Consider the following 21,506-nt stretch of genomic DNA (forward strand, 5'->3'; position numbering starts at 1 on the left):
GGCTGGGACGGCTGACGCGGCGCGTCCAAGGCGGGCGCCCGCGAGCCCCGCGCAGCCGCCCGCCTTGGACGCGCCGCGTCAGCCGTCCCAGCCGCCGGGGAGGTCGCGGACCACCCGCCAGCGCGGGTCGAGCTGCGTCGCCGCCCCTCCGTTCCACGCGCGGCTGTGGAACCACGGCGCGATCACGTCGGCGCCGCCGTGCACGTGGTCGCCGAGATGCGCGCCCCAGTACGAGAAGGTCGAGTTCGTCAGCACCAGGCGGCGGGACGCGGCCAGCAGGGCGAGCTGCTGCGGCACCGGCGTCCCCGCCCCCGGGAAGCGCACCTCGACGCCCTCGAGGACGCGGGCCAGCTTCACCCGGCACCAGTCGAGGTCGTCCGACACGATCAGGACGCTGCGCACGGGCTCCCGCTCGCGGGCCAGGGCGAGCGCCGCGTCGACGTACTCGACCACGTCGAAGGAGTAGCGGCCGCGGAAGGCCGGGACGCTGTAGTAGTCGCCGCGCCGGATGTTCACGGTGAGGTCCGCCTCCGATCGCGCCGCCGCCGCGAGAGCGGTGAACGGGCCGCCGGGCGGGAGCAGCATCGTCGCGACGAAGTCCGCCAGCTCATCCGTCGTGAACTCCACGCCGAGCTCCTGGTGGACGCTCCCGAGCTCGCGGGGGCTGAAGAACGACATCTCCGCCGGGGGCACCACGAGCTCCTCGAGGACCCGCGGGAAGACCTCCGCCCACTCCGCGGTCCTCCGCGTCGCGCGCACCGCGGTCGGCACCCCGCGGCTCCGACGGGCGTGGGCCTGCAGCCAGAAGTAGGCGAGGTTCCCGACCCCGAACGACTCGCCGGGCAGCAGCACCGTCGTGCCCCGTCGGCGGAGGGGCGCCAGCAGCGCGGAGCGGACGTCGCCGAGCGTCACCACCGCGGGCCTCCCCCGCTCACGAGAGCTCTCCGAGCGCCACGAGCTGGGCGAAGCCGGGGTGCGCGGCCCGCACCTCCTCGAAGGTGCCGGCCCCCTCGATCCGGCCGCCGTCGAGGAAGAGCAGCCGGTCGGCGCCGCGCACGGTCGAGAGCCGGTGGGCGACCACGAGGACGGTCATGCTGCCGTGCAGCTCGGCGACGGCCCGCGAGATCTCGTGCTCCGTGCGGTTGTCGAGCGCCGAGGTCGCCTCGTCGAGGACGAGGACCGAGGGGCGCCGGTACAGCGCCCGGGCGAGGCCGAGCCGCTGGCGCTGGCCGCCGGAGAGGCGGACGCCGCGCTCGCCCACGCGGGTGTCCAGACCCTGCGGCAGCCCGCCGACGAACTCCTCGAGCTGCGCCGTCCGCAGCACCTCGCGCACGCGCTCGTGGTCGACCTCGGCCGCCGGCACCCCGAAGGCGACGTTCGCGGCGACGGTCGCGTCCAGGAGGAACACGTCCTGCGGCACCACGCCGAGCCCCGCATACCAGGCCGCCGGGTCCTCGTCGATCGGCCGCCCGCCGCAGAGGATCCGGCCGCTCGTGGGCGGGAGCAGGCCGAGGACCAGGTCGAGGAGGGTGCTCTTGCCGGCGCCGCTGGATCCGACGAAGGCGGTCGTGGCGTTCCGCTGGATCACCAGCGAGACGTCCCGCACCACGTCCACGTCGGAGTCGGCGTAGCGGTACGTGACGTGCTCGAGCGCGATGTCGCCGGAGTAGCGGCCGCCCGGCCCGGGCGTCTCGTCGTGCGCCCCCTCGGAGGCGAGCTCCTCGGCCGCCTCGGAGACGATCCGCAGCCCCGCCTGCCCGCTGCGCACGATCGCGAACGTGGCCGAGACGCGGTTGAGCGTCGGCAGGGCGCGGAGGGAGGCGGCCGCGAAGACGCCCAGGACGGAGAGCGCCTCGGCGCCGGAGCCGGTGGCGACGAGGATCCCCGAGACGCCCACGACGGCGACGACGAAGCCGATCTCGAGCAGGTACTTCGGCAGCTCCGAGACGAGCGAGAGGGAGCGCAGAGCCTGGGCGCTGCGGCGCTTGGCCCCGCTGAAGCCGGCGACCAGGCTCGCCGCGCTCGAGGTCAGGCGCGCCTCGCGGAACCCGTCGAGCGAGGGGAGCAGGAACTGCCACGACTCCAGCGCGGCCTCCGCCATCTCCTCGCCGATCCGGCCCTGCCGCCGCCGCAGGAGCGCCTGGACGCCGCCGAGCAGCACCGCGAAGAAGACGGCCGCGAACAGGGTCGCGACCGGCGAGGCGACCAGCAGGATCGCCACGATCGCGACGAGCACCAGCAGGTCGGAGGCGATGCCGATCACGCCGAGGAGCACGCCGGCCGCCTGCGCGCTGGCGTCGTTGATGGTCCGGTACACCTCGGCGAGGCGCCGGGAGCGGTGGACGGCGTAGGGCGCGAGGACGTACCGCCGGAGCAGCTCCGTCGCAGCGTCGGCCGAGATCCGCGTGGTGCGGCCGAGCAGCCACCACCGGAAGACGATCGTCCCGGCGCTCTTGAGCACGAAGACGACCGCGACGAAGCCGGCGATGATCGGGAGGAGGGTCTGGACGTCCGTCGAGCCGAGGACGCCGGAGAGGACGCCGAGCGCGCCCGTGGTGGTGTCGGTCCCGGTGAGCAGCGCCATGAGCGGCACCATCGCGGCGACGCCCAGGGTGTCGAGGACCGCGAGCGCGAGGGAGCCCGCGACGGCGGCGGTGATCCAGCCCGGAGAGGCGGCACCGGCCAGCGAGAGGAGGGTGCGCAGTCCCGGTCGCAGGGACCCGCCGCTCACGCCGCCACCCCCTCGTACACGGCGGCGATCCCGCCGCACATGGCGGCGACGTCCCGCACGGCGCGAGGAGCCGCGGCCCTCGACGCCTGCCGCTCCAGCGCCGCGGCCACCGCCTCCGGGTCGTCGGCGTCGACCAGCGAGTCCCGCTCGACGATCTCGGGGTTCCCGCCCACCGCGGAGGCGACCACGCCGATCCCGCGGGCGGCCGCGTCGAGCAGCGTGTAGGAGCAGTTCTCCCAGACCGAGAGCTGGGCGACGACGTCCGCCGCGGCGAGCGCCGCCTCCGGATCGGTGAAGCCGGGGAAGGACACCGCGTCGCCGAGGCCGAGCCGCTCGGCCCGGGCGCGAAGGGCGCCGTCGAGCGGTCCCTCGCCCGCGACGGTCAGCGTGGCGCCGGGGACGCGCCGGTGCAGCACCGCGAAGGCCTCGAGCAGCGCGTCCAGGCGCTTCTCCGGCGCCAGGCGCGCGAGCGAGAGGACCCGGAGGGAGCCCGGCTCCCCCGGCTCGCGGTCGCGGGGCGCGGCGTCGACTCCGTTCAGCACGACCTGCACCGGCAGGCTCGGCCGCCACTTCTCGATCATGGTGCGGCGGGTGGCCTCCGAGACGGCGATCGCGCCGTCGAAGGACCGCAGCCGCGCGTGGTGCGCCGCCGCGGTCGTCCGCGCCCGCAGGGCGGTGCGGTGGTAGACTTCGGGCCCGGCGATGCCGTGCTCCGTCGTGACGCGGTGGACCCCGCGGGGCAGCGGGGTCGCCGCGGCCACGAGGTCGGCGTGGGCGAGGTGGGAGTGGACGATCGCCGGGCGGAGAGCCGCCGCGGTCGCGCGCAGGGTCGCCACGGAGGCGGCGGCGCCGGCGGACACTCCGAAGCGCCCGGTCGTCACGGCCGAGCCCTGCTCCCGCAGCCGCTCGGCGAGCGCTCCCTCCGGGCAGAGCACGACGAGCCGGTGGCCGGGGATCCCGTGCCGGGCGGCGTCGAGGACGTGGCGGGCCACCCCGCCGAACTCGCCGACCGGCACCGTCCAGAGCGCGAGCGGGGTCACAGCCACTCCTCCAGCCGCTCGAGCGCGGTCCAGAAGCCCTCGCCGCTGTTCACGTGCCCCTGCCAGATCTCGGGGATGAACGGCACCCCGGGCGCCAGCTCGTCGAGCGACGCCGCGAAGTCCGGCCAGTCGATCTCGCCCTCGCCGATCTGCACCCCCTCGCCGTCGACACCCGTCGCATCGACGAGGTGCAGGTGCGCGCTGAGCGGAGCGAGCAGCGCCACCGCCTCCGAGAAGGCGAGCCCGAGGTGGTTCGCCGCGAGCTTGGTGTGCGAGGCGTCGAGGCAGAGCGGCGTGCCGGTCGCGGCCGCGAACTCGGCGGTGTCGCGCGGGTCCACGAAGAGGTTGTGGAACTGCTGCCCGCCCATGAGCCACGGGTAGGGCGGGAGGGTCTGCGCCAGCACGCGGACGCCGCTCGCGTCGATCCGCTCGAGGGCGTCGGCGACGCGCTCGTAGAGGGGAGCGCGCTGATCCGGAGCCACGTGCGCGTGCCGGGTGAAGCCGCCCATCGTGACGACCATCATCGGGTCCTCCTCCTGGCGGAACCAGCGCGCGAGGCTCCGGGTGGTCTCGACGGTGCGCTGCACCTCCGCGATCGAGCGCTCCCACACGTCGTCGTCGAAGGAGGCGAGGTCGACGAGGAAGTCGCCCGCGAACAGGTCCGGCAGGTGGGTGGTGAAGCCGGAGTCGAGGCGGCGGGTGAACACGTCGTCCGGCTCGATCTCGAGGTCGCGGTACGAGAAGTGGAACTCGAGGAAGTCGGCGTTCGACTCCGCGGCGAGCGCCGCGTGGTCGTGGTACCGCACCGGCAGGCCCCAGGGGCGGCGGAACCGGAACGGCCGGCCGGACGGCGTGCTCTCGCGCAGGTCGCCGGCGAAGAAGAACCCGCCCTCCTCGACGTCGCGGTGGAGGGCGCGGCCGAGCAGCTGCGGCAGCTCGTTGGGCTGGAGGCCCCGGCCGGGGCTGCGGACGACGACATCGGCGGCGCGCACCACGTCCCCGATCGAGAGGTCGCGGGAGGCGACCAGCGACTTCGCGAGCGAGACGCGGTTCATCGACTCCCCCGTCGAGACCGATCGGGCGTCGCGCGTGCCGAGCGAGTCCTCGATGTCGCGGATCTCGCCGACCATGCGGCGGAACTCGTCCGGGAGCAGGGACACCGTGTGGTCGTTGCCCTCCATCCCCCGGTCGACGGTGAAGTGCTTCTCGACGATGCGGGCCCCGCGGGCGACGGCGGCGACGGGGACATGCCAGCCCCGCTCGTGGCCGGAGTAGCCGACGACGCCGCCGCCGATCTCGGCGAGCCGGTCGAGGTAGGCGAGGTTGAGGTCGCGGTAGGGCGCCGGGTACGTCGACTGGGTGTGCAGCAGGGCGAAGGAGGTGCCGAGCGAGCGCAGCAGCGCGACCGACTCGAGGATCTCGGACTCGCGGGACATCCCGGTGCTGAGCAGCAGGGGCAGTCCCCGGGTGCCGGCGTCCTCGATCAGCCCGTGGTTGGTGAGGTCCGCCGAGGCGATCTTGAGGCCCGGGATCCCGTAGTCGACGAGGGCCTGCACGCTCGGGGCGTCCCACGGGGTGCAGAGGACGTCGATCCCGGCGTCGGCCGCGTGGTCGAAGACCCGGAGGAGCGGCTCGGCGGGCAGCGAGAAGCGGCGCAGGAGGTCGATCGTGTACTGGGCGCCGAGGTCCTCCCCCGCGGTGGCCCCGCCGGCGCGCCGGTAGAGGGAGTCGAGGTCGCGCAGCTGGAACTTCACCGCGTCGGCGCCCGCCTCGACCGCGAGGTCGACCAGCCGCCGCGCCAGATCGACCGAGCCGTTGTGGTTGTTGCCGATCTCCGCGATCAGGAAGGCCGGGTGGCCGTCGCCCACCTCGTGGCGGCCGATCCGCAGCGCCCGATCGCCCTCGACCGCGATCGCGACGAGGTGCCCGCGGTCGTCGACGAGCGGGAGGTGGCTGATCCCGTCGCGGCCGAGCCGGGCGGCGATCGCGGTGGCCGGCTCGTCCGCTCCCGCCGTGCGGACGGCGGTGTTCGCGACGGCGAGGGCCGGGACGTCGAGGGAGGCCGTCGGGTTCGCGATGATCCAGCGGCGGAAGTCGCCGTCGGACACCGACCCGCGGAGGATCCCGTGCCCGTCGACGCAGAAGACGATCCGCTGCTTGTTCGCGTTGATCTTGGCCAGCGCGGTGAGCACCGGGTCCTCGGCGAAGACGATGAACGGGGCGAGGTGCCGGTCGATGATCATGCGCCGCCTCCCGCCGACAGGCTGAGGAGGGTCTGCTCGACCACCGCGAGGTCCGCCTCGGTGTCGATGTCCCCGCCCTCCGCCTCGTCCATGACGAACAGGCCGACCCGGCCGCCGATCCGGTTGTTCTCGCGCTCGTAGACCTCGGTGCGGGTGAGGTAGAGGGACCCGGTCTCGCGGTAGAAGAAGTCGGCCTCGGCGAGGTCCTGGCGCCGCGGCCGGGCCGTGACGTCGTACTGCGGCACGGCGGACCCCTCCTGCAGCCGCCAGAGGAACGGCGTCTGCGGGACGACGCCCACCAGCGAGTCGACCCCCGTCGAGGCGAACTGCTCGAGCGCGCGGGCGAGGGTGCCCGGGAGCCGGATCGGCGAGGTCGCCTGGAGCAGCATCACCGCGTCCGGGCGGCGCCCCAGCGCGGCCCGGTGCTCGATCGCGTGGAGCACGACGGGCTCGGTCGCCGTCTCGTCGCGCGCCAGCTCGGCGGGCCGGAGGAACGGCACGTCCGCTCCCGCCCCCTCCGCGATCGCGGCCAGCTCGGGGTCGTCGGTCGACACGAGCACGTCGAGACCGGCGGCGAGCGCCTGCTCGATGCTCCAGACCACCAGCGGGCGGCCAGCGACGGGGCGGGCGTTCTTGCGCGGGACGCCCTTCGAGCCCCCGCGCACGGGGATGACGCAGAGAACGGTCACGGGGTGCCTCCTTCGGCGATGGCGAGTGCCCGGCGGGCGACGGCGACGGCCGGCTCGACGGCCGGGACGGGCGGAGCCGCGGTCGGCGTCTGCCCGCCCCAGCGCGCGAGCCGGTACCGGCTCCAGAACTCGAGCACCCAGGCGGGCGGGTCCTCGCAGACGACCCACGCGGGGATCCCGGCGGCCGCGGCCTCGAGGACCCCGGTCGAGAAGATCGAGGCGACCGGCCGGGCCTGCGCGGCGAGGTCGCCGCCGCGGAGCACCCGGATGCCGCGGCGCTCCCACCGCGCGTGCTGCCAGCGCGAGCGGCGGTCGACCTCGGCGGGGTGGGGGCGGTAGTCGGCGCCCGCCTCGCGGCAGAAGCGGGAGGCGGTGGCCGCGGCCGTCCGCCGGGGCAGCTCCGCGCCGTGCAGCTGGCCGAGGAACAGGGGCCGCTCCTCGAGCCTCTCGGGACGCGGGCGGCGCGACGCGGTCCAGAGCAGCTGGCTGCCGACGACCTCGGTCTCCACGTCGCTGCGGCCGGAGGTCCAGAAGGCCGCGTCCTCCTCCGAGAACGCCAGCAGTGTCGCTCCGGGCGGGAGCGGCGGGGCGGAGGGGGTGAGCAGCCCGTGCTGCACGACCAGGAAGCGGGCGCCGAGGATCGCGGACCAGCGGTGGGCGGCCGCTCCCGCCGCGAGGAAGTGGCCGGTGGCGATCACGGCGCGGAGGCTCCGCAGCTCGGCGGGCGGGTCCGCCTCCGGGTCGACCGGGTGCGCACTCCAGCGGCCCGGCAGCAGCCCGGACAGCGCGTCGCCGGCTCCGGAGGGAGCGAGGACCGCCGCGGGAGCCCCGCCGAGAGGAGCGAGCGAGGCCGCGGTCGAGGCGAGGGCGCTCGCCGTCGACGCCTCCACCGCGAGCAGGACGGCGGGCCGGTCGCCGCGCACGTGCAGCACCAGGCGGGTCGGCTCGGAGCGCCGCAGCGCCGCCCGGGCGGTGCGCAGCGGGTCGCGGCCGCGCTGCCAGCGGCGCCAGGCCTCCAGGTCGGTCGGGTGCGTCAGCGCCACAGGGCCCTCACCTCCCGCATCCGGTGCACGAAGGTGTGCTCGGCGCCGGTGCGGCGCGCGCCCGCCTCGCGGATGCGCCGCGCCCACGAGGGGTCCGCGCCCGCCCGCCGCACGTGCTCGACGAGCTGGTCGCGCTCCTCGAAGACGAGCACCTCGCTGCCCACCTCGTAGAACTCCGCCACCTCGGGCCGGTCGATCAGGGTCAGCGCCCCGACGCCCGGCGCCTCGAAGGCGCGCATCGAGAGTCCGCCGTGGCCCGCGCCGTGCAGAGCCAGGGTCGCGGTCGAGCCGGCCATCACTCCGTAGTAGCCCGCCCGCGGGACGTCGCGGCGGGCGGGGACGCCGGCCGAGCGCCAGCGGCCGGTGCGCGCCACGTCCCAGGGATGGCGCGACCACTGCCGCCCGTACGCCTCGACCGCGACCCCGCCGGCCGCGAGCTCCCGCAGCACGCGCTCGCGCTCGGGGTAGCGGGCGCCGACGAAGGTCACCGCGGCGGAGGGGCGGGGACGGAAGGAGAGGAGGGAGTCGAAGGCGTCGGGCAGGTGCCCGGCCGGAACCCCCGCGCGGGCGAGCTCGGCGACGTCGGCGGCGGAGTAGCTGACGATCGACACCGCCTCCCCGGCGAGGGAGCGCAGGCGGTCGACGGGGTGCCCCATGTTGCGGAGCTCGTCGTAGAGCCAGAGCACCACGGGGACGCCGGCGCGGCCGACCTCCTCCCACCAGGCGTCGCCGAGGGAGTCGCCCTTCACCACGAGGACGGCGCGAGGCCGGACGGCGCGCAGCGCCGCGATCGCGCGGTCGGTCTCGGCGCGCATCGACGAGCGCCGGAGCCGGCCCCCGGGGAGCCGGTGGCCGAGCGCGTCGCGCACGTGGGCCAGCCCGGTCGCGGCGTCGTAGCGGTGGACGACCACGTCGTCGCCCAGGTGGGCCAGCGCCGACTCGAGCGCCTCCCAGTAGCCGTGGAAGACCGGGCTCACCACGAGCACGGGCCCGCTCACCGGGACGCCGCCTCGGCGGCGGCGACGAGCCGGAGCTCGCGCCGGAGGACGGCCAGCGGGCGCACGTCGCTGCCGGCGGCGGCGCGCACCGCGTTGGCGGCGAGGTTCACGGCGGAGGCGGCGCGCAGGGCCGCGGCGAGGGCGGCGGGGCGTCCGCCCCACTTGCGGGCGTAGCGCAGGCGCGAGGCGACCAGCCAGACCAGCCGGCGCGCGGGGTCGGAGGAGCCGCCTCCCGTGTGCTCGGCGACGACGGAGCCGGCGAAGACCGAGGGCACGCCGCGCTCGCGCAGCCGGCGCTGGAGGTCGACCTCCTCGCAGTTCATGTGGAAGGACTCGTCGAACCCGCCGACCGCGCGGAACTCGGCCACCGGCAGCAGCATCACGGCGCCCACCACCCAGTCCACCGGCACCGTCGCGCCCGGGGCGCACCGGGTGTCGTGGCCGACGGCGGCGTGCAGCCGCGGGCGCCAGCGCGCGAGCGGAGTGAGCCACTCCACGACGTAGTGGCGCAGCCGCGGGAAGCGCCGGCCGACCCACTGCCGCTCCCCGCCCGCGTCGACGAGGTCCGGAGCGACGACCGCGGGCAGCCACGGCCGTCCCGCCTCGAGCAGGTCGCGGAGGAAGGAGGGTCCGACGACGAGGTCGCTGTTGAGCACCAGGAGCAGCGGGTGGCGCGCCCGGGCGGCGCCCGTGTTCACCGCGGCGCCGAAGCCGCCGTTCCGCTCGCGCCGCACGACCTCCACTCCGTCGTTCCCGGCCGGGAACGGGACCGGGGAGGCGTCGTCGACGACGACGATCTCGAGGGCGGGGGGCGACTCCTGGCTGCGGAGCCGCTCGACGAGGGCGAGCGCGGGCGCGGGGTCGCCGTAGTGCGGGATCACGACGCTCACCCCCTCGGCGGTCACCTCGCGACCGTCTCGGCGGCGCGATCCCGGCGGAGCGAGCGGCGGGTGCTCCGGACGGTGGCGGCCGGGGGCTCCGCGCCGACGGGCAGAGCGCCGAGAGCGGGGAGGATCACCCGGAGCAGGGCGTCGATGTCCTCGACGGCCGCCGCGGCGACGTCCGGTCCGCGCCCGAACGGGTCGGCGAAGTCGTCCTCGGCGCCGTAGGGGGCGGTGTCGTCGGCGAGCAGCCGCAGGAGCGGGACGCCGGGGGCGGCTCCCGCCAGCCGCGCCGCCCGGCGGACCGTGGTGGTGCGCCGCGCGGCGGCCGGGAAGTGGCGGGTGACCCACTCGCGCTGGCCCGCCTCGAACACGAGCACGGGGTCGGTGCCGGCGAGCATCCGGCCGTCGACCTGGCGCGCGCGGTGCCCGGCCGTGGAGAGCCCGCGGGCCCGCAGCGCATCGCTGAGCTCGGGGTCGAGCCCGCGGCCGACCTCCGCGTGCGTTCCCGCGCTCTCGACCCGCCAGTCGGAGCCGGCGCCGAGCAGGCGCGCCGCGATCAGCTCGGCCGAGGGCGACCGGGCCACGTTCGCATGGCAGAGCAGGAGCAGGCGCCCGCTCATCGAGCCGCCCGGCGGGACGTCTGCGGAGGCAGGGCTCGCGACTCCACCGGGGCGAGCTCGGACCGGCGCGGTGCCGTCGCCGCGCGCTTGCGCCCCGTCGCCGGCTGCGGCTCGGCGTAGTACGCGTTCTTGCGGTCGTAGTAGTAGTACCCGGTGTCGCCGTCGCGGGCGGTGACCATGTTGAGCACGGTGCCGAGCACGCGGGCGCGGACCTGCTGGACGATCCGCCGGGCGGCGACGACCTCGGGCCGGCGCGTCTGGTTCGAGGCGACGACGAAGACGACGCCGTCGACGACGGTCGCGACGATGGAGGCGTCGGTGACGGGCAGCACGGGCGGCGCGTCGATGATGACGAAGTAGTCCTTCGAGAGGCGCGCGACCAGGGCGCGCATCGCCTCGGAGCCGAGCATCTCGGACGGGTTGGGCGGGATGTGCCCGGCCGGGAGGGCGTAGAGGCCCGCGGTGCCGGTGGGGCGGATCGCGTCGTCCACGGGGATCTGGTGGCTGAGGACCTCGCTGAGGCCGATGGCGCCGTCGATGTCCAGCATCCGCGCCACGGAGGGCCGGCGGAGGTCCGCGTCGACCAGGAGGGTGCGCTGCCCGGACTCCGCGGTGACGCGGGCCAGTCCGGCGGCGATCGTGGACTTGCCCTCGGCCTGGTTGGCGCTGGTGATCACGACGCTGCGCGTCTCCTCGTCGACGCTGGAGAAGCGCAGGCCCGTCCGGAGCGAGCGGAACGCCTCCGCGGTGAGCGCGTCGGTGCCGCGGCGGCCGCCGGTCCGGCCCGGGCGTCCCGCCTTGGGGATGCGGCCGAGGACGCCGACGCCGAAGAGCTCGGTGAGGTCGTCGACGGTCCGCACGCGGATGTCGAGGGCCCGGCGGAGGAAGGCGAGACCGAAGCCGAGAACGAGCCCGCCCAGGGCGCCGAGCAGGATGTTCCGCACCCAGTCGGGGCTCGTCGGGGCGGCGGGCGGCTCCGCGTTCTCGAGCGGGACGACGGTGATCTGCGGTGTGCGGTCCGCGGTGGACTGCGTCTCGATGTCGGTGATGACGGCCGCCAGCGCCGCGAGCGCCCCGTTGGCCAGGGCGGCGGCGTTCTGCGCGGTCCCGGCCGCGGCGGTGACCTCGATCAGGGTGCTGCCCGGAGCGACCCTCGCGGTGAGGCGGCCGCTCAGGGCCTCCCCGCCGGGGTTCGCCTCCGGGTCGGCCTCGATCCGCTCGGAGACGGCGCTGCTCGAGATCAGCGGCAGGTAGGCGTTGGCCCGGGTCACCGCGGTCTGCGACCCGCTGATCGCATCGGCCGAGCTGCCGTCGCTCGCGGCGATCACGAATCCGGCCGAGCTCGACTCGTAGACCTTCGGAGTGAGGAACGAGAAGGCGGCCATCGCCAGGGCTCCGACGAGCACGGCGACCACGAGGGTCCGCCAGTTCCGCCGGATGAATGCGATGAGATCGACGACAGTCACTGCGCACCTTTCTGCGTGCCGCGCATGCGCCGCACGACGATGCTGAGGTGTCGGTCACGCTAGCAATGCGGAGCGCCTTTCCCTAGGCGGTCCCCGACCCCTCGGGAGGCCCTTTCTGCGAGGATGACGACATGTCCGCGCCAGGGGGAGAGATCGTCGTCGAGAGGCGTTACCCGCTCGTTCACGCGGCCTTTCCGATAGCACATTCCACTCGGATACTCGATGCCGTCCTGATGGGCCTCCTGGTCTACCGGCTCCCCACCCCCTTCCTCCCGGGGAGCGTCCCGCTGGCCCAGACGGCGCTGGCCGCCCTGGTCCTCGTCAGCCTCTTCCGGCGGCCCACCCGCCGTCTCGGACGGGCCGCCTGGTACCCGTGGCTGTGCCTCGCACTGCTCGCCTTCGTCCTCGCCGGCTCGTCCTTCGACGGCCTCGACGCCCTGCGCCGGGCGGCGAACATCGCGCTCGTCATGCTCGCCGCGGGCTTCCTCGCGAGCGGGCGGATCGACGTGGTCTCGGGGCTCAAAGGACTCGCCGCGGCCCTGTCGCTGAACGCTGTGCTGTTCGTCGCGGGACTCGCCCCGGACAGCTACCAGGGCGCACTGACCGGCTTCCTCCAGGACAAGAACGTGGCCGGTCTCGTCTACGGAGCGGCGGCGCTGCTGGTCTCGGCGCTCAGCTCGCGGCTGTGGCTGCGGGTCGGCGTGCTCGCGCTCGGGGCCGCCGCGGTCGTCGCCACCGACTCCCGCACGTCCATGGCGGCCTACGCCTGCGCGCTCGTGTGGCTCGTCGCGGCGCCGTACCTGCGCCTGCTCTTCCGCGCGCTCCTCGGCGGCGGCCTCGTCCTGCTGTTCCTCTGGGCCGAGCGGAACCTGGCGACGGCGGGCGACTACGGGGTGGAGCGGGCCGGCTCCGACGCCCTGCGCGCCCGCATCCTCGACGCCTCGGTCGACAAGGCGGCGCTCTCGCCGTGGACCGGCTCCGGACTCGGCGAGGCGACCGCGCGGGTCGACGGGATCGACTGGTTCTTCCACAACTCCTACCTGGCGCTGATGGCCGAGGGCGGCGTCGTGCTGCTCGTCGGCGTCGTCGGCACCGTGCTCGTGGCCGGCTTCGCGACGACGGCCGCCGGGGCCGGGAGCCGCCCGGGGCACGCGGTCGGCGCGGCGAGCATCCTGGTGCTGCTGTGCGCGACGCAGCTGGGCGAGGTGTTCTTCGCCCCGATCTCGTTCGTCGTGATCGGCGCGGGTCTCGCTCTGCTCGCGGAGCGGTCCGCTCGCGCCCGCGCTCTGCCGCCGGAGTAGCGCCTCCCGCGTCCGCCCGATCCGGCGCGGATCCACGGGTCCGGGGCGCGGAGGTCCCGGTCGGCGGGCCCTTCCCGGCGCGACGGAGGTCGCCTGGTGGGGCCCCGGCCGACCGCCGCTCAGACGCGGCCGCGCTCGCGGACCGCGTCGCGGAGGACCGCGCGGACGCCCGCCCACATGTGCCGCGCGTTCAGCTCGGCCAGCACCCGCTCCCGGCCCGCGCGGGCGACCTCGGCCCGCTTCCCGTCGTCGCTCAGCACCGCCTCCAGCACCGCCGCGATCCCCGCTGGATCGTGCAGGGGCAGCGAGAAGGACGTCTCGCCGTCGCGGACGTAGCCGGTCATCGCGGCGCTCGCGGTGACCGCCGTGCAGGTCCCGCAGCCGGAGGCCTCCAGGAGGACGCTCTGGCCCGTCGGGTAGGCGAGGTCGTGGCTGGTGACGACGACGAGCTCGGCGTCGCGCAGGTTGTCGCGGTGCCGACCGACCGGGACGGGATCGTGCAGGACGACGTTGGCCGGCAGCGCCCGGGACGGCCGCCGCGCAGGAGTGGTCACGATGTCGAACCGCCGGTGCGGCAGGCGCTCGGCGGCGGCGACCAGCGAGTCGAAGTCGCGCCCGCGGTCGACCCCGACGGCGAGCACCTCGAACCGCTTCGGACGCGGAGGAACGGGCCGGTAGTAGTCGGAGTCGACCCCGAAGAGGACCGGTGCGATCCGCCGCTCATCGACGCCGTGGCGGGCGAAGACCTCGCGCTGGTTCTCGCTGAGCACGACGAGCCGGTCCACGCCCTGGAGCAGCCGGACCACCTGTCGGCGCCGCTGCGGCGAGCCGGTGAGCAGCTCCTCCGCCCACCAGCAGGAGAGGACCACGAGCGGCGTGCGGCCGTACGGCCCGAGCCGCGCGCGCCGGAGCAGCGCGGGGAGGCCCGCCTCCGGCTCGAGCACGCAGAGCACCGCGTCGGCCGAGCGGACCGCCCGGAGCGCGCGCAGCTGCGTGTCCACGTTCAGCCCCGTGCGGTGCTCCACGACGTCGCGGAGCTTCACGTGCGCGGGCCGAGACGCGTGACCGGGGACGAGGAGCCGCGTCGAGTCGTCCCGGAGGAGGTCGGCCCGGTACGGCAGCCTCCCGCGGGCGAAGGGCTCACCCGGAGCCAGGCGCAGTGTCGGGTGCTTGAGGAACAGTCCGAGCACTCTGAGGACTTCCGGTTCGCGGGTCATCGTCGTCCTTTCCCGAGGGAGGAGGAGAGGCTCCCCGCGGCATTCCTCGGAAAGTGGATCGGTCTCCTGGCGGGAGGATCAGGAATCATCGGAGAGGGCCATCCGCGCCAGAAGTCCGTCGATAGCCGACTTCCCGGAGGACGGGGAGTAGGAATCGTTCCAGCGGGCACGATCCCTCTCCCGCGACTCCGATAGTCCTCTCTTCTTCCGGGCTCTGATCAGCTCGGCCAGAGCCCGCGGATCCCCGGCTCGGAACGTGGCGTCGATCGACGGGCCGACGACCTCGGGGAGCGCACCGGCATCGCTCACCACCACGGGGACGCCGGCCGACATCGCCTCCGTCACGACCAGGCCGAACGACTCCGGCTGCACCGACGGCACCACCAGGAGGTCGATCCGCGAGAAGAGGTCGCCGGGCTCGATCCACCCCGGCCGGTCCACCAGAGCGGCGACCGGAGCGAGGGCCGCCTCCACCTCGCGACGCTCCCGCTCCGCCACGAACCGGGGCTCGCCCGCCAGCACCAGGCGATACGCGCCCGGTTCCCCGGCCTCCAGCAGCGCCAGCGCCTCGGTGAGGACCCGCACCCCCTTCGCGAGCGAGGGACGCCCGAGGAAGCCGAGGACGGTCGTCCCGTCCTCCCGCGGCCGCGCCTCCGGCAGGTCGACGCGGCGGCTCCAGTTCGGCAGCACGGTCGACCCGGGGACGACCCCCGCGAGGTAGCGGGAGGGGACGAGGGTCGCCAGCGCGCCGCGGCGGGCCACGGGCGCGAGCAGCCGCTGCAGGCCGGACGGGCGCTGGTGCAGGTGCACGATCCGCCGCGGACGCCCTGCCGTCGCCACGGCCGGCACCAGCCCGTTGCACCACAGCACGCCCTCGCGGGAGGACGCGTCCCAGCGCCGCAGCGCGCGCATCCAGGCGGGTCTGCCCGCGGCCTCGAGCTCGACGACCCGGTGGCCGGCGGCGAGGGCGGCGGCGACGAGCGCACGCGGCTCCGAGGGGCCGACGACCACGACAGGCACCTCGAGCGCCTCGAGCGCCTCCGCGATGCTCAGCAGCATCACCTCGCCGCCGCCGATGTCGCCGTTGTTGGTCGCGAGCGCCACCGGAGGCCGCCCGGCGCCGCCCGCTCCCCCGTGGATCATCCGCCGCCCCGCCCGCCTCCGTGCGGTGCCCCCGCGGCCCGCGCGCCCATCCTCACCGAGACGAGCGCCCGGCTCCACCGGGCCCGGCCGGGCTCCGCGGGCCGCGGGAGCGCTGGAATACTGACCGGATGGAGCTCGTGGGCGTTCTCTGGGCCGACGAGGCCGTGCCGCTCGTGTCGGCGTTCGTCCACCGGCGGGCCGACGCGGCGGGCCTGCGCGCACTCGTGCTCAAGGGACCGACCGCCGCCGCCGACCGGCTCCGGCCGCCCCGCGCCTCCGGCGACGTCGACCTTCTGGTCGCCCCCGACGACCTGCCCGGGATCCTGGCCCTCCTGGCCGCCGACGGCTGGACCGAGCGGCCCTGGCCGGACGGACCGACGCTCGCGGCCAAGCACTCGCGCTCCTACCGGCACGCCGCGTGGCCGGTCGACATCGACGTGCACTGGCGGTGGCCGGGATTCCTCGTGCCGCCGCGCGACGCCTTCGAGGCGCTGTGGAGCCGGCACCGGATCGTGGAGCTGGCCGGCCGTCCGGTCGCGACCGCGAGCGTCGCCGACTCGGCGCTCGTGCTGGCGCTGCACGCGCTCCGCGACGCCTGGCAGATCACGGACCCGCGCCTCACGCGGCCCTCCGACTACGACCTGCTCGTCGAGGCGGTGGCCGCCCGCGCGCAGCTGCACGCTCCGCTCCGGGCGGCGGCGGAGGAGCTCGGCGCCGTCCAGACCGCGCAGCCCTTCCTCGATGCGCTCGGCATCCGCGCGCGCGCCGGGGAGGTGCCCGCGGCCGAGCTGCGGGCGTGGCGGATCAACGCGAGCTCGCCCCACGCCTCCGCGGGGTGGGTGCAGGCCGTGCGCGCGGCCGGCTGGCGGCAGCGGCCGCTGCTCCTCGCCCGCGCCGTCTTCCCCGCTCCCCACGCCCTGCGCGCCGCCGACCCCGCCATCGGCCCGCGCCGGATCGACGTGGCGGCCGGCTGGTGGCGGCGGCTGCGCCGCGGCGCCCGCACAGCTCCGCTCGCGTGGGACCACCTCCGACGGACGGACAGGACCTGACATGACCCGCCGACTGATCCGCGCCCCCTTCGGGCTCGGCGTGCGCTTCACCTTCGACGACACCGTCCCCGACCGCTTCGTGGCGGAGGTGGAGGAGTCGTGGAACGACGTGGACGACGACGCCGATCGCCCGGGCTCCGAGTACCGGGTGTCGCTGACCGAGCCGGTCGGGGAGCCCGGAGTGATCGCGCAGCCGACCGAGGACGCCCTCGCCGAGCACATCGGCGCCGCGCTCACCCTCGCGGCGGCCGACGCCTGCGAGGGCCGGCTGCTCAGCGTTCACGCCTCGGCGGTCGCCCTGACCGACGGCCGCGTCGTCGCGTTCGTCGGCCGGCCCGGTGCCGGGAAGTCGACCCTCGTGAGCCTCGCCGCTCGGCGGTACGGGTACGTGACCGACGAGACGCTCGCCGTCCGCCGCGACGGGCGGGTGCTGCCGTTCCGGAAGCCCGTCGCCCTCCTCGACGGCGGCGACTGGAAGCGGCACCGCTCCCCCGCCGCGATGGGCCTGCAGCCGCTGCCGGACGCTCCGCTGCGCCTGGCCGCCCTGCTCCTGATCGCCCGCGACCCGTCCGGCCCGGCGGAGCCCCGGCTCGAGCCGATCGCCTTCGACGAGGCGCTCTCGGTGCTGCTGCCCGAGCTGAGCCACTTCGCACGGCTGCCCGCGGCGCTGCACCAGCTCGCCGGGCTGCTCGATTCCGTCGGCGGGGCGCAGGTGCTCCGCTACCGCGAGGCGGAGACGGTGCTGCCCCTCCTCGAGCGGATCGGGGAGCCGTCGTCGGTCGTCGCCGACGCGCCGGAGGCCGATCCGGCGGCGCCCGGCCCGGGCCTGCTCGCGCGCGCCGCCGGCGTCGAGTGGGTCGAGCGCGACGGAGTGGTCAGCTGCCTCCTCGACGAGCGGGTCGAGACGCTGACCGGGATCGGCCCGGTGCTGTGGCGCGTTCTCGGGACGCCCGCGACGGTCGACGCGCTGACCGGGGCCGTCGTCGCCGAGCACGGCGCCCCGCCCGCGGGCGACCCCCGGGCGCACGTCGAGGCCGTGCTCGACGCGATGGTCGAGCACGGCCTCGTGGTCCACGGCGCCTGACGGCGCCGAGCGCGCGGCTAGCCCGTGCGGACGTTCGGCCCGACGGAGCCGCGGGCGATGAACAGGTCGAGCAGGTTCACGAGCCCCACCGCGCGGATGTAGAGCGCCGCGACGTCGTAGCGGCCGACGGGGAGCGCCTCGAGGGCGGCGGGCCCGGTCGGGTTGGTCGAGCGGTTCTGCGCGTTGACGTCGATCTGGATGACGTCCCGCAGGGCGGCGAAGACCGGGGTGATCGCGGTGGTGACAACGGCTCCGACAAGAGCCGGCAGGGCCGCGAGCAGCGGGTTCAGCACGTTCAGGACCAGGGTCAAGACGTTGGCGGGCACGCCAGGGCCGTTCAGCGGGATCCCGAGGATCCTGATGTTCTCGCGCAGCCTCTGCGTGAGAACAGTGACCAGAGTCGTCGTGAAAGCGGTCAGGGCAGCTGCCGGAACGCCGAGACCGCTGTCCACGAGGAGAGTCGAGTTCGGTGGCAGGTTGTTGAGGAAGGCGGAGTAGGAGCCGAACTGCGTGCTCCCGGGCTGCCCGGGAGCAGGACCGAGAAGCGAGGCGAGATCGATCGTCAGCGTCGCCGGAGTCGTCCCGAGGCTCGCCTGGATCGGCTGACCTCCGCCGGGCAGGTTTCCCGCCAGGATGGCGGCGACGTCGACCGTGACAACAGCGACCGTGGCAACACGAATGTCTTCGATCAGAGCAAGGGCGTTCCTCACCGCGGTGACGAGAGCTGTCAGCGCCGTCGACGTGAGCACCAGGTTCAGCCTGGTGATCTGGTAGTCGCGCTGCAGGTTGTCCGACCCGGGCACGCAGGCCGACTGAAGAGCAGCGCGTCCGGTGACGGCGCCGATCTGCAGGGTGAGCCCGGCAACGTTGGTCAGGAGGTCAGACAGATCCGGCCTGCCGACGGCGGCGAGGATCGCCTGCAGGTTGACGGTGCCGAAGTCGGGGTAGCTCCCCGAGGTCGGGGTCAGCGCCAGCTGGCCGGCATTGGTGATCGCACCGGAGGCTCCGCGGACGGTGCCGGTGGTGCTCGCCTCCGCGTACTGGTTGAGGGTGCCGACGCCGGCGGGAGCCGCCAGCGTGAGGAGGGAGGAGAGCGTGCCGGTCAGCCCGGTCGCGTTCACGGCGATGCCGTTCAGTACCGTGGCGTTGACGCCGCCCGTCACGACGACCGGGTCGGGCGGATTCGGTCCCGACGCCGGCGCAGTCGCCGTCACGCCCGAGACACCGGCGACATTGTCGAGGTTCACGCCGCCGAGGAAGCCGCTGAGGAGGCGTCCGCGGGCGACCGCCTGGAAGACCGTCCCCACCGGGAAGCAGCTGATCGAGACAGCGGAGGCGGACTGCGCCAGCATCACCGCGGGCACCGACCAGACCGCTCCGGCCACGACCGTCCGCCGTGCGAAGACGCCCGCGGAATTCGCGCTCTTCTTCTCGCTCTTATCGCTGATATCGCTGGATGCGAGCGGATTAGACTCCGACATTGGCGGCCCTCCGGTGCTGTCGCTCGACGTACACCCCTTGGCGCGTCGGCGGCAAACATAGCGAGAGAGGCGTCGCGATAAGAGGCGCTGGCGGATTTCTACTCGCACTGGCGGTGATCAGCGGAGAGGACGCGGAGAAGATGGCAGAGGACCCCCGGCTCCTTCTCTGGCGGCGCCGCCCGGACACGGCCTCCGTCGATCTGAACGGGCGCGTCCTGGTGCTCCCGCTGGACGTCTCCCCGATGGGCAGCCCCTACGCGCTGCGCGAGAGCGTGGCCGCGACCTGGCGGGCGCTCGACGACGAGCCGCAGGACTTCTCCGGCCTGGCCGACCGGCTCGCCCGCCTCCACGCCACCGATCCCGGCGCCATCGCCGACGACCTGGCGCGCGTGCTGAGCGGGCTGGAGGAGCTGCTCCTGGTCGAGAGCAGCCCGCGCGGCGAGGAGTCCCGATGAGCGTCGCGAGCGTCGTCGTCCCCAGCTACGCGGGTGCGGCCCGCCTGCCCCGCCTCCTCGCCGCCCTCGCGGCTCAGACCCACCGCGACCTCGACGTGGTCGTGGTCCTCGACGGCGTCGTCGATGCCAGCGAGCGCGCCCTCGACGCCTCCCCCGTGCCCGTGCGCCGCGTCGTGCTCCCCGAGAACCGGGGGCGCTCCGCCGCGCTCACCGCCGGCTTCGACGCCGCGCGGGGCGACGTGCTGATCCGCTGCGACGACGACCTCGAGCCCGGCCCGGGCTGGGCCGCCGCGCACGTCGGGGCCCACCGGGACGCGGTCGTCGGCGTCGTCGGCCTCTGCCCCGACGTCGATCCGGGCACCGCCTACTCCCGCGCCTACGGCCGGCCCGCCGGCGAGCGCTTCCGCCGCGGCGCCTACGCGGCGGGCCCCGACGCCTCCTGGCGCTACTGGGGCGGCAACGTCTCGGTGACGCGGGCGACGTACGACCGGGTCGGCGGCTACAGCACCGACTACCGCGAGTACGGCTGGGAGGACGTCGACTGGGGCTACCGGCTGCACCGCCTGGGAGTGCCGGTGCGGATCGAGCCCGGCGCCGAGGCCCTGCACCACGGCGCCTCCGTCTCGGCGGCGGTCCGCAGCCGGCGCGCGTTCCTCTCGGGGGCGGCCCGCCGCACCTTCGAGCGGCTGCACCCCGAGCAGGTGCGGGAGGCGGTGCCCGCAGCCGGCGCGTGGGACGCGGCCGTGCGCCTCCTGGCCCGCGGCGGGAGCGAGCGGCGGACGGCACTGGTCGCGGGATTCGCGGACGCCGCGCTCGGAGTGGTGCCCCGCCCGGTCGGCGAGAAGCTGGTCGCGCTCGCCGTCGAGTCCGCAGCGATCGCGGGCTACGACCGCGGCAGCGGGCGTCCCGCGCACGGGTGACGGCGGCGCGGATCGACGGACCCGCGGGCCCGGCAGCGGCGCCGACGCCGTGCGGGAGCCGATCTAGGCTCCCCCGCATGCGGGTCCTTCTGGTGGGCGGAGCGGGCTACATCGGGAGCCACACCGCCGTCGCGCTCCTCGAGAGCGGCCACGAGGTGCTGGTCGTGGACGACCTCTCGCACGCGAGCGAGCGGACCCTCGACACGGTGGAGGAGCTGACCGGCTCGGTGGTCCCCCGCCTGATCGCCGACGCGCGCGACACGGCCGCACTGACCCGCTTCCTCGCCGCCCACGGCCCGGTCGACGCCCTGGTCCTGCTCGCCGGGCTCAAGTCGGTCGGCGACTCGGTGCGGCGGCCCCTCGAGTACTGGACGGTCAACGTCGGGCTCGCCACCGCGGCGTTCTCGGTCGCAGCGGAGGCGGGGATCCGCACCGTCGTGTTCTCGAGCTCGGCGGCCGTCTACAGCCCGGGCGGCGCGATGCCGGTCGGGGAGGACTCCCCCGCCGGGCTCAGCGCGGCGAGCCCCTACGGAGCGACCAAGCGCGTGATCGAGGAGATCCTCGGCGACGCCGCGCGCGCCGATCCCCTCCTGCGCGGGGTCAGCCTCCGCTACTTCAATCCCATCGGCGCGCACCCGTCGGGGCGGATCGGCGAGGATCCGGCCACGGCGCCGGGGAGCCTCCTGCCCGTGCTGACGCGGGCCGCGGGCGACCCCTCCCGGTGCGTCGACGTCCTCGGCGACGACTACCCGACCCCCGACGGCACGGGGCTGCGCGACTACATCCACGTCTGCGATCTCGCGGCCGGGCACGTCGCGGCGCTCGAGCGCGCGCGGCCCGGGCACCGGGTCTACAACCTCGGCACGGGCTCGCCGACGAGCGTCCTCGAGCTGATCGACGAGGTCGAGCGGGCGAGCGGGGAGACGGTCCGGTGGCGGGCCGTGGGGCGCCGGCCGGGCGACCTCGCCGCGAGCTGGGCCGACCCGGCGCGCGCCGAGCGGGAGCTGGGCTGGCGGGCGGTGCGCACCGTCCGCGAGGGCGTCCGCGACCAGTGGCGGTGGCAGACCCTGCAGCGCATCGGCGTCTCCTGATCCTTCCGGCACGGAGTCACTGAAAGAGTGACTTCTTCTTCTCCGCGACTC

At 75.4% G+C, this 21,506-nt stretch carries 19 protein-coding genes; 6 read left to right on the forward strand and 13 right to left on the reverse strand.

The annotated features are described in order from the left end of the window. Positions 1-78: 78 nt before the first annotated feature. Genes C5C69_RS13885 through C5C69_RS13930 form a run of 10 tightly spaced genes read right to left on the reverse strand, consistent with a single transcriptional unit; the run spans position 79 to position 11,714 of the window. A complete protein-coding gene (locus C5C69_RS13885) occupies positions 79-915 on the reverse strand; it encodes an alpha-1,2-fucosyltransferase (protein WP_104258153.1) in 837 nt (278 codons plus the stop codon). A gap of 16 nt (positions 916-931) precedes the next feature. Further along, positions 932-2,731: an ABC transporter ATP-binding protein gene (locus C5C69_RS13890; protein ID WP_104224510.1), complete on the reverse strand. Its 1,800-nt coding sequence runs from the start codon at positions 2,729-2,731 to the stop codon at positions 932-934. After that, the gene (locus C5C69_RS13895) at positions 2,728-3,771 is read right to left on the reverse strand and encodes a glycosyltransferase family 4 protein (protein WP_104233586.1); all 1,044 of its coding nucleotides are present in this window, start codon (positions 3,769-3,771) and stop codon (positions 2,728-2,730) included. Before C5C69_RS13895 ends, C5C69_RS13890 begins: the two co-directional genes overlap by 4 nt. Next, the gene (locus tag C5C69_RS13900) at positions 3,768-6,014 is read right to left on the reverse strand and encodes an N-acetylneuraminate synthase family protein (RefSeq protein WP_104233585.1); all 2,247 of its coding nucleotides are present in this window, start codon (positions 6,012-6,014) and stop codon (positions 3,768-3,770) included. Before C5C69_RS13900 ends, C5C69_RS13895 begins: the two co-directional genes overlap by 4 nt. Then, a complete protein-coding gene (locus tag C5C69_RS13905; RefSeq protein WP_104258154.1) occupies positions 6,011-6,703 on the reverse strand; it encodes a cytidylyltransferase domain-containing protein in 693 nt (230 codons plus the stop codon). Before C5C69_RS13905 ends, C5C69_RS13900 begins: the two co-directional genes overlap by 4 nt. Continuing rightward, complete coding sequence (locus C5C69_RS13910; protein ID WP_104258155.1) at positions 6,700-7,746, reverse strand: hypothetical protein; 1,047 nt, start codon at positions 7,744-7,746, stop codon at positions 6,700-6,702. The genes C5C69_RS13905 and C5C69_RS13910 overlap by 4 nt, the downstream gene beginning before the upstream one ends. Then, positions 7,737-8,744 (reverse strand): glycosyltransferase, encoded by a 1,008-nt coding sequence (locus C5C69_RS13915; protein ID WP_104258156.1) that lies wholly within the window; start codon positions 8,742-8,744, stop codon positions 7,737-7,739. The genes C5C69_RS13910 and C5C69_RS13915 overlap by 10 nt, the downstream gene beginning before the upstream one ends. Further along, positions 8,741-9,649, reverse strand: a complete 909-nt coding sequence (locus C5C69_RS13920) for a glycosyltransferase family 2 protein (RefSeq protein ID WP_104258157.1) — start codon at positions 9,647-9,649, stop codon at positions 8,741-8,743. Before C5C69_RS13920 ends, C5C69_RS13915 begins: the two co-directional genes overlap by 4 nt. Continuing rightward, complete coding sequence (locus tag C5C69_RS13925; RefSeq protein WP_104258158.1) at positions 9,646-10,248, reverse strand: hypothetical protein; 603 nt, start codon at positions 10,246-10,248, stop codon at positions 9,646-9,648. Before C5C69_RS13925 ends, C5C69_RS13920 begins: the two co-directional genes overlap by 4 nt. Beyond that, on the reverse strand, positions 10,245-11,714 hold the full coding sequence (locus C5C69_RS13930; RefSeq protein ID WP_104238360.1) for a polysaccharide biosynthesis tyrosine autokinase: 1,470 nt from the start codon (positions 11,712-11,714) through the stop codon (positions 10,245-10,247). Before C5C69_RS13930 ends, C5C69_RS13925 begins: the two co-directional genes overlap by 4 nt. A 233-nt stretch (positions 11,715-11,947) precedes the next feature. Here C5C69_RS13930 and C5C69_RS13935 point away from each other — a divergent pair, with 233 nt between their 5' ends. Beyond that, positions 11,948-13,015, forward strand: coding sequence for an O-antigen ligase family protein (locus C5C69_RS13935; RefSeq protein WP_104258159.1), 1,068 nt, complete (start codon positions 11,948-11,950; stop codon positions 13,013-13,015). A gap of 119 nt (positions 13,016-13,134) precedes the next feature. Here C5C69_RS13935 and C5C69_RS13940 read toward each other — a convergent pair whose 3' ends face one another. Together C5C69_RS13940 and C5C69_RS13945 are read right to left on the reverse strand one after the other, a co-directional pair. Next, complete coding sequence (locus tag C5C69_RS13940; RefSeq protein ID WP_146078507.1) at positions 13,135-14,232, reverse strand: glycosyltransferase family 4 protein; 1,098 nt, start codon at positions 14,230-14,232, stop codon at positions 13,135-13,137. Between the two features lie 78 nt (positions 14,233-14,310). Further along, positions 14,311-15,375, reverse strand: a complete 1,065-nt coding sequence (locus C5C69_RS13945; RefSeq protein ID WP_104258161.1) for a glycosyltransferase family 4 protein — start codon at positions 15,373-15,375, stop codon at positions 14,311-14,313. 128 nt (positions 15,376-15,503) lie between these two features. On the opposite strand from C5C69_RS13945, the gene C5C69_RS13950 reads away from it, so the two are divergent. Both C5C69_RS13950 and C5C69_RS13955 read left to right on the forward strand, forming a co-directional pair. After that, complete coding sequence (locus C5C69_RS13950) at positions 15,504-16,424, forward strand: nucleotidyltransferase family protein (RefSeq protein ID WP_104233575.1); 921 nt, start codon at positions 15,504-15,506, stop codon at positions 16,422-16,424. A 1-nt stretch (position 16,425) separates the two neighbouring features. Further along, a complete protein-coding gene (locus tag C5C69_RS13955; protein ID WP_104258162.1) occupies positions 16,426-17,508 on the forward strand; it encodes a hypothetical protein in 1,083 nt (360 codons plus the stop codon). A 17-nt stretch (positions 17,509-17,525) separates the two neighbouring features. Here the strand turns inward: C5C69_RS13955 and C5C69_RS13960 are convergent, their stop codons facing one another. After that, on the reverse strand, positions 17,526-18,989 hold the full coding sequence (locus C5C69_RS13960; protein ID WP_146078506.1) for a choice-of-anchor G family protein: 1,464 nt from the start codon (positions 18,987-18,989) through the stop codon (positions 17,526-17,528). A 140-nt stretch (positions 18,990-19,129) separates the two neighbouring features. Between C5C69_RS13960 and C5C69_RS13965 the strand changes: the two genes are divergently transcribed. From C5C69_RS13965 to galE, 3 genes are all read left to right on the forward strand, one after another. Beyond that, a complete protein-coding gene (locus C5C69_RS13965) occupies positions 19,130-19,444 on the forward strand; it encodes a hypothetical protein (RefSeq protein WP_146079661.1) in 315 nt (104 codons plus the stop codon). Continuing rightward, on the forward strand, positions 19,441-20,364 hold the full coding sequence (locus tag C5C69_RS13970; RefSeq protein WP_104258164.1) for a glycosyltransferase family 2 protein: 924 nt from the start codon (positions 19,441-19,443) through the stop codon (positions 20,362-20,364). Before C5C69_RS13965 ends, C5C69_RS13970 begins: the two co-directional genes overlap by 4 nt. Before the next feature lie 77 nt (positions 20,365-20,441). Continuing rightward, the gene (gene galE, locus C5C69_RS13975; RefSeq protein WP_104251035.1) at positions 20,442-21,455 is read left to right on the forward strand and encodes a UDP-glucose 4-epimerase GalE; all 1,014 of its coding nucleotides are present in this window, start codon (positions 20,442-20,444) and stop codon (positions 21,453-21,455) included. Positions 21,456-21,506 lie beyond the last annotated feature (51 nt).

Origin of the sequence: Rathayibacter sp. AY1C7, assembly GCF_002931865.1 — a bacterium.
Lineage (GTDB): Bacteria > Actinomycetota > Actinomycetes > Actinomycetales > Microbacteriaceae > Rathayibacter.